At 62.0% G+C, this 12,351-nt stretch carries 14 protein-coding genes; 5 read left to right on the top strand and 9 right to left on the bottom strand.

The genetic code is table 11. The annotated features are described in order from the left end of the window. Nucleotides 1–66 precede the first annotated feature (66 nt). Entirely contained in the window at nucleotides 67–621 is a 555-nt protein-coding gene (locus tag RPF88_RS09730) for a hypothetical protein (protein ID WP_063172067.1), read from the top strand. Between the two features lie 94 nt (nucleotides 622–715). Here the strand turns inward: RPF88_RS09730 and RPF88_RS09735 are convergent, their stop codons facing one another. The 3 genes from RPF88_RS09735 to RPF88_RS09745 all read right to left on the bottom strand — a co-directional run bounded on the left by RPF88_RS09735 (nucleotide 716) and on the right by RPF88_RS09745 (nucleotide 3,423). Continuing rightward, nucleotides 716–982 (bottom strand): hypothetical protein, encoded by a 267-nt coding sequence (locus tag RPF88_RS09735; protein WP_024503536.1) that lies wholly within the window; start codon nucleotides 980–982, stop codon nucleotides 716–718. A 182-nt stretch (nucleotides 983–1,164) separates the two neighbouring features. Beyond that, nucleotides 1,165–2,373, bottom strand: a complete 1,209-nt coding sequence (locus RPF88_RS09740) for an MFS transporter (protein WP_063172065.1) — start codon at nucleotides 2,371–2,373, stop codon at nucleotides 1,165–1,167. 60 nt (nucleotides 2,374–2,433) lie between these two features. Next, entirely contained in the window at nucleotides 2,434–3,423 is a 990-nt protein-coding gene (locus RPF88_RS09745) for an AraC family transcriptional regulator (protein ID WP_063170228.1), read from the bottom strand. A 160-nt stretch (nucleotides 3,424–3,583) separates the two neighbouring features. Here RPF88_RS09745 and RPF88_RS09750 point away from each other — a divergent pair, with 160 nt between their 5' ends. Beyond that, the gene (locus RPF88_RS09750; protein ID WP_337122271.1) at nucleotides 3,584–5,431 is read left to right on the top strand and encodes a monovalent cation:proton antiporter-2 (CPA2) family protein; all 1,848 of its coding nucleotides are present in this window, start codon (nucleotides 3,584–3,586) and stop codon (nucleotides 5,429–5,431) included. A 2-nt stretch (nucleotides 5,432–5,433) separates the two neighbouring features. Further along, the gene (locus RPF88_RS09755; protein WP_337122272.1) at nucleotides 5,434–5,979 is read left to right on the top strand and encodes a DUF924 family protein; all 546 of its coding nucleotides are present in this window, start codon (nucleotides 5,434–5,436) and stop codon (nucleotides 5,977–5,979) included. 34 nt (nucleotides 5,980–6,013) lie between these two features. On the opposite strand, the gene folK is transcribed toward RPF88_RS09755, so the two are convergent. Genes folK through folP form a run of 3 tightly spaced genes read right to left on the bottom strand, consistent with a single transcriptional unit; the run spans nucleotide 6,014 to nucleotide 7,724 of the window. Continuing rightward, nucleotides 6,014–6,526 carry a 2-amino-4-hydroxy-6-hydroxymethyldihydropteridine diphosphokinase gene (gene folK, locus RPF88_RS09760; protein WP_013531872.1) on the bottom strand — a complete coding sequence of 171 codons (513 nt, stop codon included), beginning with the start codon at nucleotides 6,524–6,526 and terminating at the stop codon, nucleotides 6,014–6,016. Next, nucleotides 6,510–6,869: a dihydroneopterin aldolase gene (gene folB, locus RPF88_RS09765; protein WP_013531873.1), complete on the bottom strand. Its 360-nt coding sequence runs from the start codon at nucleotides 6,867–6,869 to the stop codon at nucleotides 6,510–6,512. The genes folK and folB overlap by 17 nt, the downstream gene beginning before the upstream one ends. Before the next feature lie 3 nt (nucleotides 6,870–6,872). After that, entirely contained in the window at nucleotides 6,873–7,724 is an 852-nt protein-coding gene (gene folP / locus RPF88_RS09770) for a dihydropteroate synthase (protein ID WP_063167918.1), read from the bottom strand. Between the two features lie 103 nt (nucleotides 7,725–7,827). Here folP and RPF88_RS09775 point away from each other — a divergent pair, with 103 nt between their 5' ends. Then, nucleotides 7,828–8,487 (top strand): DUF922 domain-containing Zn-dependent protease, encoded by a 660-nt coding sequence (locus RPF88_RS09775; RefSeq protein WP_013531875.1) that lies wholly within the window; start codon nucleotides 7,828–7,830, stop codon nucleotides 8,485–8,487. A gap of 201 nt (nucleotides 8,488–8,688) precedes the next feature. After that, on the top strand, nucleotides 8,689–10,170 hold the full coding sequence (locus RPF88_RS09780; protein ID WP_013531876.1) for an MDR family MFS transporter: 1,482 nt from the start codon (nucleotides 8,689–8,691) through the stop codon (nucleotides 10,168–10,170). A 3-nt stretch (nucleotides 10,171–10,173) separates the two neighbouring features. Here RPF88_RS09780 and RPF88_RS09785 read toward each other — a convergent pair whose 3' ends face one another. The 3 genes from RPF88_RS09785 to RPF88_RS09795 all read right to left on the bottom strand — a co-directional run bounded on the left by RPF88_RS09785 (nucleotide 10,174) and on the right by RPF88_RS09795 (nucleotide 12,198). After that, on the bottom strand, nucleotides 10,174–11,202 hold the full coding sequence (locus RPF88_RS09785; protein WP_013531877.1) for an NAD(P)/FAD-dependent oxidoreductase: 1,029 nt from the start codon (nucleotides 11,200–11,202) through the stop codon (nucleotides 10,174–10,176). A 195-nt stretch (nucleotides 11,203–11,397) separates the two neighbouring features. After that, entirely contained in the window at nucleotides 11,398–11,718 is a 321-nt protein-coding gene (locus tag RPF88_RS09790) for a 2Fe-2S iron-sulfur cluster-binding protein (protein WP_127366477.1), read from the bottom strand. Nucleotides 11,719–11,829: 111 nt separating this feature from the next. Next, on the bottom strand, nucleotides 11,830–12,198 hold the full coding sequence (locus tag RPF88_RS09795; protein WP_023813039.1) for an Hpt domain-containing protein: 369 nt from the start codon (nucleotides 12,196–12,198) through the stop codon (nucleotides 11,830–11,832). Nucleotides 12,199–12,351 lie beyond the last annotated feature (153 nt).

Below are 12,351 nucleotides of genomic sequence, written 5' to 3' on the forward strand. Positions count from 1 at the left end.
GCATTAACCAATCTTGTTCATGGTCAGGCCGGTTCCAAACAGCATCTTTGTTGCCGGGTGTCGTCGATGAAAAGCGTAATTCTATCCAGCGTCCTGCCCCTGGCAACGGTGATTACGACAGTCGTCGGCATTGCCGGAGTGGCCTCTGCGGCGGAGCCGGACAAGCAGTTCTTCCAGTCTGCTGAAGGCAAGTGGATCGGTCCCGGCGAAATCGTCGCCGGCAAGTACAAGGGCACCAAGTTCAACTGCAGCTTCACCGGCTCGACGCCCGACGGCAAGGTCGGCATGTCGCTCGACGGCGGCTGCCGGGTCGGTATGTTCACCCAGCCAATGTCGGCCAAGATCGAGCGCAAGGGCCGCGAGGGCTACAAGGGCAGCTTCATGGGTGGCGCGACCGGTTCCGGCCTCGACATCATCGGCGGCAACGTCGTCGATCCCCGCAAGGTGGTCTTCACCATCAACCGCAACCAGCTGCGCGGCGTCATGCAGGCTCGCATCCCTGACGATAATTCGATGACGGTGACTATTGCCGTGCGCGTCAACGACCAATTGGTGCCGGTGATCGGCATGAGCCTGAAGCGCGTCGACGCAGTCGAAGTCGGCTCCATCGCGCCGAACTGAAAAACCCAAGGAAAAAGGCGGCGGCCCAACGGTCACCGCCCTCTCACTTGAGCCCATCGAATCAGAGCTTAGGCCTTGATCTCAAATCAGGGTGTCAGCCCTTGATCGCGGCCGTCACTTCGTCATAGGCCTTGCAGGCGTCGGCCAATGTCGTGGTGCCCTGATACTTGGTTGTCACCGCCTGGACCTTGGCGGTCAGATCAGCCGCCTTGGCCGGGTCCTTGGTGATCGCCTCCTGAAGTGCTGCAGCCATGTCCTGCGCCTTCTTGGTTGCGATCTCCGCCGTGCACTCAGGCGCCTTCGAGCAAGCCGAACCGGCAAGCACCGCCAGGCCGACGGCAACAAACAAAAACTTCTTCATGTCAGTCATCTCCTCAAAAAGGGCGCGACTTGATCGTCGATCACCCTCCAATGGCCGAAGCCGAGCGTCCTTAGCCTTCGATTGCGGCAAGATGCAACGTGTTCCCGGCCTCAACTTGTGTATCGCGCCTGCAACATCGCTGGCGGCAGGATTTGAGGCTACTGTGTCGGCGGCTGCAAAGTTCAGCTGCGAGGCTGCAGCAGCGCCAAGACGGCGGTCGATGCGGCAAGGATAGCAGTCAGAGTCAAAGGCCCAGTCGCGCCATAGGTGTCCACGACATAGCCGCCGACAACCGCGCCGATGGTGATGGCAATTTGGAAAGAGGTGACCATCAGGCTGCCCGCTGCCTCCAGCGCATCAGGCGCCGCGCGCGACATATTGGTCGGCAGCACCACCGGCGCCATGCCAAAGGCGAAACCCCACAGCGTAACGAAGCCGAAGGCAACGCCGATATGCGAGCCCCAAAGCACCAAAGTAAGTGCCGCAACCGCCATCAACGCCGCGGTGACTGCGAGGGCCATGTGGATGTTGGTGTCGGCCATGCGGCCGCCGGCAACATTACCGATCACGGCAGCGACGCCAAACCCGAGCAGAGCCAAGGCAATCGGTCCGGTTGTAAGGAGTGTCACCTGTTCGAGGAAGGGACGCACATAGACCGAGCCGGCAAAATGCCCCGTCATCAGCAAAAGGATAGCCAGCATGCCGAGTTGGATGCCGCGCCGCCGGGTCAGCCGAAATACATCTGCAAGGCTGTTGCTTGCCGTTGCGGGCAAGGTCGGCAGGCTGAGAAACTGCAGCAGCATGGCAAGCGCGGCCAGCCCCGCCGTCATGGCCATGGCACTGCGCCACCCTATCCAGTCACTGATCAACGCGCCCATCGACGGTGCGGCAATGGTTGCGAGCGAGACGCCCAGGGTGACGATCGCCATGCCCCGACCTGTCGCGCTGGCGCCAACCAGCCTAGCCACAACGGCGACCGAAAGTGCCCAGAAAGCACTGAGAGCGATTCCCAGCCCGGCCCGGCCCAACAGCAACAGCCAGAAATCGGTCGCCAGCGCCGCCAGGACATTGGAACCGACCGCAAGAGCACTGAGACCAACCAGCACCGCCTTGCGGTTCAAGCGGCCGATGAGAACATTGCTCAACATGGCCGTCACGGCGCCGACGGAAGCGGTGGCGGTGACGACCTGTCCGGCCGTCCCCTCGCTGATGCCGAGATCGCGTGCCATTGGCGTCAGCAGACCTGCGGGCAGGAATTCGGCCGACACCAAGGCAAAGCTGGTGGCCGCCAATGAAATGACCGCGAACCAGGTGGCTGCGCTCCACGCGGCTGGTGCATCGGCATCAAGGCCAGTCGCGGCGTCTTCAAGCTGTAATGTTGTGTCAGTCACGGAAAGATCTCCAAAGTTTGGAGGTCTTAAATAGGCGAGTCCGCTCGGATGATATGTATCTTAGAATCCGAAATTCATATCCATTCGTCCGGGAATTGTGCGACGCACAACGCCCGGCGAGACATTGGTGATGCGCTTGAACGCGCGCGCGAAGGATGCCTCCGAATCATAGCCCAAACGGGTAGCGACTTCGGCAACCGACAAGCCGTTTTGGCCCAGCAATTCGCGGGCAAGCTGCATGCGCAGGCGGGCGAGATAGTGTGCGGCACCCTCCCCCAATACCGCACTGAAACGCTCGGCGAAAATCGAACGCGATTGGCCTGCCACGCCGGCCAGGCTTCCCAGCGTCCAGTTGTGGCCGGGGTCGCGGTGCATGGCCGCCAAAGCGCGGCCTATATGGGGGTCGCGGATGGCTGCGAGCCAACCGGTGGTCGAGGCTCCGTTGCAATTGACCCAGCAGCGTATGAGCCGGGCCGTCAGCAAGTCGGCCATACGCGACAGAATCGTGGCGCTGCCCATCTGCGGCTGCGAGGCCTCCACCGTCATGGCCGCCAGCAAAGGACCGACGACCGGGTCATTGCCGGCCACGTCGCAACCCTTGATGACAGGCGGCATCAACGTGATCAATGGGTTGAGCGCATAGGAGTCCAAGGCCATGGAGCCGCAGAAAAGGGTGCTCGTCGCGCCCGTTCCTTGCCGTACCACTTCGCAGACGTTGCCCCCCAACTTGATTACCTGGCAACCTTCGAGCGAGCCCCCTGCAACGTCCGGCGCGCTCGCCAGCCGATGGGCGATGCCTTGCGGCAGCAGCACCAGATCGCCATCGCGCAGCTCCTGCCAACCTTGCGATTCAGTATGAATCCAGCATGGGCCCTGGCCGACAAAGTGAAACCGAAGCAGCTGTTGTTGCGGAAAGTCTATGCTCCATGGGTGCCGGAGTTCGCAGCGGCCATAGTTGACACCACTCAAGCGAAAGTCTTGCAGAACTTCGCTGAGCGCATCCATCGGGATATGTGGCGGCGAGGACGGCCGGGACGAATGGTCAAACATATACGCAATATAGATGCCGAACGTCCGGCAGGCAAGCGGGGACCGTTGTTCCACCAGGTCAATCGCTGCAACGGCACCCTACCCTTTCCGGCAGATTTCTCGCCTTGCCTCCCGCTCCAACTGCATGCAAGGAGTGCTGCAAGACACAGGGACAAGAGGCATGGCGGCGGAAGCATCGGGCAGTGATCTGGTTCAGGTGGTGGCGCTGCTTGCTGCCGGTGTCGTCGCCGTTCCCATCTTCAAGCGCATGGGCCTCGGCTCGATCCTCGGCTATCTGGCTGCCGGCGTGGTGATCGGCCCGTTCGGCCTCGGCGTCTTTTCCGAATCGGAAGCCATTCTTCATGTCGCCGAACTCGGCGTGGTGATGTTCCTGTTCATCATCGGGCTGGAAATGCAGCCATCGCGGCTCTGGGGCCTGCGCCGCGAGATCTTTGGCCTCGGTGCGTTGCAGGTCGGCGTCTGCGCGCTCCTGCTGACCGGGGTCGGCATGGCTGGAGGTTTTCCAATCGCGCAATCCTTCGTCGCCGGCGCCGGCTTCGTGCTGACCTCGACAGCGATCGTCATGCAGCTTCTCGAGGAACGCGGCGAAATCGCCGCGCCGAAAGGCCAGCGCATCGTATCGGTCCTGCTGCTCGAGGATCTTGCCATCGTGCCGCTGCTGGCCCTGATCGCGTTTCTGGCGCCCGGCGGTGCCGACACCAGCCTATCGGAGCGGCTGACCGAGGTCGGCATCGGCCTCGCCGCGATCGTCGGCCTGGTTGTGGCCGGCCGTTATCTGCTCAATCCGTTCTTCCGCATCCTGGCGGATGCCCGTGCCCGCGAGGTGATGACGGCGGCGGCACTTCTGGTCGTTCTCGGATCCGCGCTCGCCATGCAGCTCAGCGGCCTGTCGATGGCGATGGGCGCCTTCCTGGCCGGTGTGCTTTTGTCCGAATCGACCTTCCGCCATCAGCTTGAAGCCGATATCGAACCGTTCCGCGGCATCCTGCTCGGTCTGTTCTTTCTCGCGGTGGGCATGTCGCTCGACCTGCATGTGGTCGCGGCGAACTGGCGGCTGATTGCCATCTATGTCGTCGCCTACATGGTGATGAAGGCATTCGGCATCTACATCGTCGCCCGCATCCTGAAAACCAGCCACCGCGAGGCGCTTGAGCGCGCGGTCTTCATGGCGCAAGGCGGTGAGTTCGCCTTTGTCCTTTATTCGGCGGCCGCGGCGGTCGGCATCATCGACGGCAACGCCAATGCGACGCTGACGGCGATCGTCATCATCTCCATGGTGCTGACGCCGCTGGCCATCATCGCCTTGCGCTATCTGACGCCGCGCGACGAGCAGTCGCTCGACGGCGTCGACGTCGCCGATGGCCTGACCGGCAGCGTGCTGATCATCGGCTTCGGCCGCTTCGGCCAGATCGCCAGCCAGCCGCTGTTGCTGCGCGGCATCGACGTCTCGATCATCGACAATGACGTCGAAATGATCCAGGCGGCGGCCGATTTCGGCTTCAAGGTCTACTATGGCGACGGCACGCGGCTGGACATCCTGCATGCCGCCGGTGCCGGCCGGGCGCGCGCCGTGCTGATCTGCGTCGACAAGGCCGATGTGGCTGTTCGCATCGCCCAGCTGATCAAGGCCGAATTCCCACTGCTCACCGTGCTGGCCCGCGCATTCGACCGTGGAACGGCGCTGCAGCTCATACGTGCCGGCGTCGACTACCAACTTCGCGAAACCTTCGAATCCGCACTTGTTTTCGGCGGCTCGGCCCTGGAATCTCTGGGCGTCGATCCCGAAGACGTGGCTGAAACGATCGAAGATGTCAGGCGCCGCGACACCGACCGCTTCGAAACCCAGCTCGCCGAAGGCATTCGCGCCGGACAGCGCTTCCTGAGAGGCAATATCGGCACGCCGATTCCGACACCGCTCTCGACCCCGCGCCGGCTTGGTCAGGCACTCAACGAAGAGACCGCGGGTGTGCTGCACAAGTCCGAACCCGCCGACGGAGCAAGGAATTAGGTATGAAATTGGACAGCAGAGCCCTGTCGGTCACCAAATTCTGGCGCGATGCCGGCGAGGATGCCTGGTTCGAGAAGAACGAAGCATTCGATGCCGAGTTCCGCGACCGCTTTCTCGACCTGCACTACGCCGCCGCGCGGCGTGAATGCGACGACTGGCTGGAACATACCGAAGGCGCGCTGGCGCTGATGATCCTGCTCGACCAGTTTCCGCGGAACTGCTTTCGCGGCACCGGCCATATGTACGCGACCGATCCGCTCGCCAGATATTTCGCAGAGAAGGCGATCGCGGCTGGTCATGACCTGGCACTCGAGGAAGAACTCCGCGTTTTCCTCTACCTGCCTTATGAGCATTCGGAGCTACTGGCCGACCAGGATATTTCGGTCGAGCTGACGCAGGCCAGGGCCGAGCCCTATCTGAAGTATGCTGTCGAACATCGTGATATCATTGAGCAATTCGGCCGTTTTCCGCATCGAAACAAGATGCTTGGCCGCGAAACCACCTCGCAGGAGCAGACGTTCCTGGATGGTGGCGGCTTCTCGGGTTAGAGGCCTCGCTGCGCCGTTTGCAGGCCGGTGTCACCTAGGCCAGCCACCAATCCCGGCCGGACGACAATCGCTCGATGCCTGAGGTATCGACGGCGACCAGGCGATCGGTGATGCTGCGACCGCTGACAACCAGGCCGGGCGCGATCTCGGCCAGCGGCGCCAGCACGAAGGCGCGCTCCAGCATGCGCGGATGCGGCACCTCCAGCCCGGTCTCGTGGATGACGCGGTCGCCGAACACCAGAATGTCGATGTCGATCAGCCGCGGCCCCCACCGCTCCTCGCGCACCCGCTTCAGCTTGCGCTCCGCATCGAGGCAGAGGTCGAGCAGGGCACGCGGTGCAAGCACGGTGGAAATTTCGGCGGCCGCATTGAGAAAATCCGGTTGATCGAGCTTGCCCCAGGGCGGTGTGCGATAAAGCGAGGAGACGCCGGTGACACGCGTATCCGCGTCGGCATCCAGCATGCGCAGCGCCGCGCTCATGGATTTCGCCGGATCGCCAAGATTGCCGCCAAGGCTGAGATAAACGGTACTATTCGGGCCAGACAACGGTCACCTCGACATAATCGAGCACGCCGGGCACTGGTGCGTTCGGCTTGCGCACCGTGATCTCGGCTTTCTTTATCTGCGGAAAACGCGCCGTCAGCGCACGGGCCACTTCGAGCGCCAGCGACTCGATCAGAAAACGGCGCTGCCCGGTGATGATCTTTTCAATGACGCTGAATGCAACGCCGTAGTGGACTGTATCCTCGATCGAATCTTCGGCAAGCGCCCGGCCTGGATCAACGGTCAGAACGGCATCGACATAGAAGCGCTGGCCGAGCCGTTCCTCCTCGTCCAGCACGCCGTGCCGGGCAAAGAAAGCGCAGTTCTTCATGCGGATGACATACATCGATCAGTTTCTCGCCCGGTCGGTTTGACGCGCCAGCATAGCATCGGCGAGCGCCAATGCGTCCACGTTGAATGCGACATCGTGGACGCGAAACAGATCGGCGCCCTGGAGCCTCAAAATGACGCTGGTCGCCGCTGTTCCGACCCCTCTGTCGGCGGCATCACGGCCGGTGACCGTGCCGATGAAGCGTTTTCGCGACGTGCCGGCCATCAGCGGCAGGCCGAGTGCATGCAATTCCGAAAAGCGTGCCATCAGGTCGAGATTCTCCTCCGCCGTCTCCTTGGCGAATCCGAAACCGGGATCGAGCACGATGTGATCATCGGCGATGCCGTTCTGGCGGGCGATTTCCAGCGACCTTCGCAGGAATGCCAACTGATCGGCAATCGCGTCCGGCAGCTTCTGGCGATCCCGCCCGGTATGCATGATGACAAGCCCGGCACCGGTATCGGCGGCGACACGAGCAATATCGGGCTCGCGCTGCAAACCCCAGACATCGTTGACGATATGCGCGCCGGCGGCGACCGCCAGCCGCGCCGTGTCGGCGCGATAGGTATCGACCGAAATCAGCACCTCGTTCACGCCCGCCAGCGCTTCGATCACCGGCAGGATGCGGGCCTGTTCCTGGCTGGCCGATACCGCGGCAGCACCTGGGCGCGTCGATTCTCCCCCGACATCGACAACCAGTGCCCCTTCCCCGATCATGCGGCGCGCCTGGGCCAGCGCCTTTTCAGGGGCGTCGAACTGGCCGCCGTCGGAAAAGCTGTCGGGCGTGACATTGAGGATGCCGACGACCACGGCCTTGCCGCCAAGGTCGAGATGGCGTCCATGCGCCAACTGCCATCGCCTGGCCGTCATTGCTCATCGACCATGGAGTTCATCAATCATGTGTGATCCCTGGCGGATCAATTTCATTGCGCCGGCAACGGCCGTAAAGCAAGGTGGTCGAAGAGGCAACATGATGAAACGATCCATGCTTGGCATGAAAAAACAGTCCTTGGGCGTGAAACAATCCTTGGCTTGCGCGCTGCTGCTCGCCATAACGCCGCACCCGGCGGCGGCGGCCAATCTCGTCAAGACGTACAGCTATTTCGCCATTGGCGGCAGCACGCTCGATGACATCGAGGCACAACTCTCCAAACGCGGGCCGGAGGTGAAAAGCACCGGCACGCGGCACCCGGGCGCCACGCAAATGGCGTTCACCACCCGCATCAGCTATGCGCAGACACCGAGTTCCTGCCGGATTGCCGACGCGGTGGTGACCGTCAAGGTGAAGGTGATCCTTCCCGAGTGGCGCCGGCCGCGCAAGGCCGATGCCGATGTCAGGCTGTTCTGGGATACGCTGTCGGCCGACATCAAGCGCCATGAGGAGCGCCATGTCGAAATCGCCAAGAACCATGGCGGCGAACTCGAAGAGGCCTTGAAAGCCACCTACCCGCAAAAGAACTGCGACGCCGCCAAGGCCAAGGCGGCCGCGATCACCGCGGCTGTTCTGGCCAGGCACGACCGCGCCCAGCTTCAGTTCGACCGCGTCGAAAGCGTCAATTTCGAAAGCCGCATCTTGCGGCTGCTGCGCTACCGCATGGAGCGCATCGGCAACGGACGACTGCCGCCGGCCTGAACACACCCGAACTGAAAGCCAAATTCACCGAAGCGTAGTGCCAGATTCCAAAAACTTTCGAGCCGCCGTCGAAACCGGCCTATATGGGACGACATATCAGGCTCGCCAGACGAGCTTAAAACACCAATCCGATCCAAACGGTCATGAAGCCGGAGCGGCTGAACAGCGCCGGTCAAATCGCAAGCTTATGGATGAACGATCATGGACCAGGCTGTCGATGAGAAAACGATGGCGGAAACCGGCACGCCGATAACAGAGCGCGAAAAGAACGCCATCATCGGCGGCGTGCTGTTGTCGATGCTGTTGGCGGCACTCGATCAGACCATTGTCGCGCCGGCCATGCCGACCATCGGGCATGCGCTCGGAAACGCACACTATCTGCCATGGATCGTCACCGGTTATCTCCTGACCGCTACAGCCGTGGCCCCGCTCTACGGCAAGATTTCCGATGTCTACGGCCGCCGGCCGACCGTCTATGCCGCGATCCTGATCTTTTTGGCGGGATCGGTGGTCAGTGCGATGGCTCCCAACATGTTTGTGCTGGTTGTCGGGCGGGCGATCCAGGGCGCCGGTGGCGGCGGCTTGTTCGCTTTGACGCAGACCGTCGTCGGCGATCTCGTGCCGCCGCGCGAGCGGGCACGCTATGCCGCCTGGTTCTCCGGCACATGGGCTGTCGCCAGCATTGCCGGTCCGTTGCTCGGCGGCACTTTCGCAGAGCACCTGCACTGGTCACTGATCTTCTGGATCAACATTCCGCTTGGTTTTCTTGCGATGGCGATCATCAACAAGCCGCTCAAGAAACTGCCCATTGCCGCAAAGCGCCATCGCATCGACGGCCTGGGCGCGCTGCTTCTGATAATTGCCACGGCGCTGCTGCTGCTCGCCTTGAACTGGGGCGGCAGCGCCTATCCCTGGACTTCGCTTGAAGTCATCGGCGTTCTCTGCGGTTCGGCGATTTTCTGGAGCGCTTTTGCCTTGCGGCTCATGCGCGCCGCCGAGCCGCTCATCTCACTCGAAGTGCTTGGCAATCCAATCGTTCTGGCGGGCACGCTTTCGATGTTCCTGCTTCAGGCCGCAAGCGTCGGCATGGCTGTGTACCTGCCCGTCTATCTTCAGGCGGTGCTCGGCTTGTCGGCAGCGGAGTCGGGCATCGCGATGCTTGGGCTTCTGCTGGGGACCGTCGGCGGCGCGGCATTCAGCGGGCGTATGATCCCGCATTTCACCCACTACAAGCGCATTGCGATGGTGGGCGTCGTCTTCAGCATGCTGTGCCTCTGCCTGCTGGCCGTCGTCGCAGGATATGCAACGCTGCTGGAGGTCGAGGTCTTGACGATTTGCATCGGGTTTGGAACCGGAACGACGTTTCCGGTCACCACCGTGTCGGTCCAGAACGCCGTCGATCGCGTGCATCTCGGCGTCGCGACGGGCGTGCTGACATTCCTGCGTTCGCTTGGCAGTGCGCTTGGGGTCGCCATGCTCGGCGCGGTCGCTCTGGGCTACGGCTTGCCGCTTGCCGGTGAAGGCGTGCGGATCGCTGGCCATAGCGCGACGGTCGAGCCGTTCGTGATGATCTTTGCCGTCGCCGCCGCTACATTGCTGCTGGGGCTGATCACGCTGACGCTGATGCCCGAAAAGGAGCTTCGCGGCTACGCCGACAATGCGGCGCCGATGCTGGCCGAGTAAAGTTCAGCCGGAGACGCCGAGCTTCTTCTGCAGGCTGGTCGATGAGGTCGTGTACTGGAAAACGATGCGCTCGCCGGGGCTGATGATGCGCTTGGCGGCCTGCGCCATCAGCGCCACTTCGTGGAAACCCGACAGGATCAGCTTCAGCTTGCCCGGATACCAGTTGATGTCGCCGACCGCGAAGATGCCGGGCACCGATGTCTGGAATTTTTCGGTATCGACCGGAATGAGGTTCTCGTGAAGGTTGAGACCCCACTCCGCGATCGGTCCGAGCTTCATGGTCAGGCCGAAGAACGGCAGCATGCGCGTGCAAGGCACCTCGACATCGCCGTCAGGTCCCTTGATGGTGGCCGATGACAGCTGGCCGTCGGCACCGGTCAATCCGGTCACCTGCCCGACCTGGAACTCCAGCTGCTTCATCTCCTGCATGGCATACATCTTGTTGACGCTGTCGGGAGCGGCGCGGAACTCAGGCCGCCGGTGCACCAGCGTCACGCTCTTTGCCACCGGCTGCAGGTTCAGCGTCCAGTCGAGCGCCGAGTCGCCGCCGCCGACAATGACGAGGTCGTGGCCGCGAAAATCCTCCATCCGGCGCACCGAATAGAAGACGCTCTTGCCTTCATAGGGCTCTATGCCGGGGATCGGCGGACGCTTGGGCTGGAAGGAGCCGCCGCCGGCGGCAATCACCACCACCTTGGCCTCGAACACCTCGTTTTCGTCGGTGGTGACGCGAAAACTGCCGTCCTCCAGTTTTTCCAGGCTGGAAACCATTCGGTTGTAGCTGAAATCGGGCTTGAACGGCGCGATCTGCTCGAGCAATTTGTCGACCAGCCCCTGCGCCGAGATCGAAGGCCAGCCTGGAATGTCGTAGATCGGCTTTTCCGGATAGAGTTCGGCGCATTGGCCGCCCGGCCGATCGAGAATGTCGATCAGGTGGCACTTCATGTCGAACAGGCCGAGCTCGAACACGGCAAACAGGCCGACCGGCCCTGCCCCGACAATAAGCACGTCTGTCCTGGTGATGTCGGTCATGCCTGTGCCTCGCTGCGCATGACCCCGAAAATCGGATCGATTTTCGGAAAGGATCACGCGCAAATAAAAGTGCTACAGCGTCCTTTGCGCGTCCAAGAGGACGCGCGGCGCTGTGGTGAAACAGCAGGACACTGCATGACCATCGCCCCGCTGCCAAGCCACAGCGGGAAAAATCAGTTGGCAAAAAGGTTGCGCTTATCCCTGGCGGGCAGGCACCCGCACGACCAAGCCGTCAAGCGCATCGCGGACCTTGATCTGGCATGACAGGCGCGAATTGGGCTGGACGTCGTAGGCGAAGTCCAGCATGTCCTCTTCCATCGCTTCCGGCTCGCCGACTTCAGACGTCCAGGCTTCGTCGACATAGACGTGACAGGTGGCACAGGCGCAGGCACCGCCGCATTCGGCTTCGATCCCGGGCACGGCGTTGCGGATCGCGTTCTCCATGACCGTAGAGCCGTTCTCGGCGTCCATGTCGAAATGCGTGCCGTCATGGGCAATGAAAGTCAGCTTGGTCATTTGTCACCTGAAGGGAGTTGCAGCCGAGATAATCACTCCGGCTGACAAGTCAACTGCCGCATGAAAGCGCCGCCCGATGACGTTTTTCCGCAAATCGGATTCGGCGCGGATTCAGCGGTTGATGGCGGCGATGAAATCGCGCACTTCGTCGATCAGCGTACCAAGCCGCTTGAGCGTCTGGCCGTCTTCCGGCCGGTGCTCGATCTCGGTGGCGCAATCGGCGATGGCAAAGGCGCCCACGCCCCGTGCCGAACCCTTTAATCCATGGGCGAGCAGAAGCCGGTCCTTGATATCGGCGTCGACTATTCTGTCGCGCACGGACAGCGCCTGCTGTACAAATAGCGCCAGAACCTCTTGCTCAAGGCTGCGGTCACCCATCGTCTGGCGGGCAAGGTGTGCCAAATCGACCGGCCGTGACCGTCTTGGTCCGGATACATCTCCCCCGGGCATTGAGAAGGCGATGCCGCTTTCGCCACGCATGAACTCGAACTCCGTTTCTTCGACTCGCCCAAAAACCTAGGCGAATCCAATGGACAACGGGTTAATGAATGGCCCGGAAAAATGTTGCCAAAGCGGCGTCCAAATCACAGTTCCGTTAACCTTATATTTAAAGTTTTACGTATCCCGCGGAAT

It is taken from the genome of Mesorhizobium sp. ISC11 (assembly GCF_037162595.1).
GTDB lineage: Bacteria > Pseudomonadota > Alphaproteobacteria > Rhizobiales > Rhizobiaceae > Mesorhizobium > Mesorhizobium ciceri.

What these genes read in the sequence shown, in the direction of transcription:
- RPF88_RS09785 (WP_013531877.1), bottom strand. Translation starts at nt 11,202, where the DNA reads ATGACCGACATCACCAGGACAGACGTGCTTATTGTCGGGGCAGGGCCG.
- RPF88_RS09730 (WP_063172067.1), top strand. Translation starts at nt 67, where the DNA reads ATGAAAAGCGTAATTCTATCCAGCGTCCTGCCCCTGGCAACGGTGATT.
- RPF88_RS09755 (WP_337122272.1), top strand. Translation starts at nt 5,434, where the DNA reads ATGAAATTGGACAGCAGAGCCCTGTCGGTCACCAAATTCTGGCGCGAT.
- RPF88_RS09750 (WP_337122271.1), top strand. Translation starts at nt 3,584, where the DNA reads ATGGCGGCGGAAGCATCGGGCAGTGATCTGGTTCAGGTGGTGGCGCTG.
- RPF88_RS09745 (WP_063170228.1), bottom strand. Translation starts at nt 3,423, where the DNA reads ATGTTTGACCATTCGTCCCGGCCGTCCTCGCCGCCACATATCCCGATG.
- folB (WP_013531873.1), bottom strand. Translation starts at nt 6,869, where the DNA reads ATGTATGTCATCCGCATGAAGAACTGCGCTTTCTTTGCCCGGCACGGC.
- RPF88_RS09795 (WP_023813039.1), bottom strand. Translation starts at nt 12,198, where the DNA reads ATGCGTGGCGAAAGCGGCATCGCCTTCTCAATGCCCGGGGGAGATGTA.
- RPF88_RS09775 (WP_013531875.1), top strand. Translation starts at nt 7,828, where the DNA reads ATGAAACGATCCATGCTTGGCATGAAAAAACAGTCCTTGGGCGTGAAA.
- folP (WP_063167918.1), bottom strand. Translation starts at nt 7,724, where the DNA reads ATGACGGCCAGGCGATGGCAGTTGGCGCATGGACGCCATCTCGACCTT.
- RPF88_RS09735 (WP_024503536.1), bottom strand. Translation starts at nt 982, where the DNA reads ATGAAGAAGTTTTTGTTTGTTGCCGTCGGCCTGGCGGTGCTTGCCGGT.
- RPF88_RS09790 (WP_127366477.1), bottom strand. Translation starts at nt 11,718, where the DNA reads ATGACCAAGCTGACTTTCATTGCCCATGACGGCACGCATTTCGACATG.
- RPF88_RS09780 (WP_013531876.1), top strand. Translation starts at nt 8,689, where the DNA reads ATGGACCAGGCTGTCGATGAGAAAACGATGGCGGAAACCGGCACGCCG.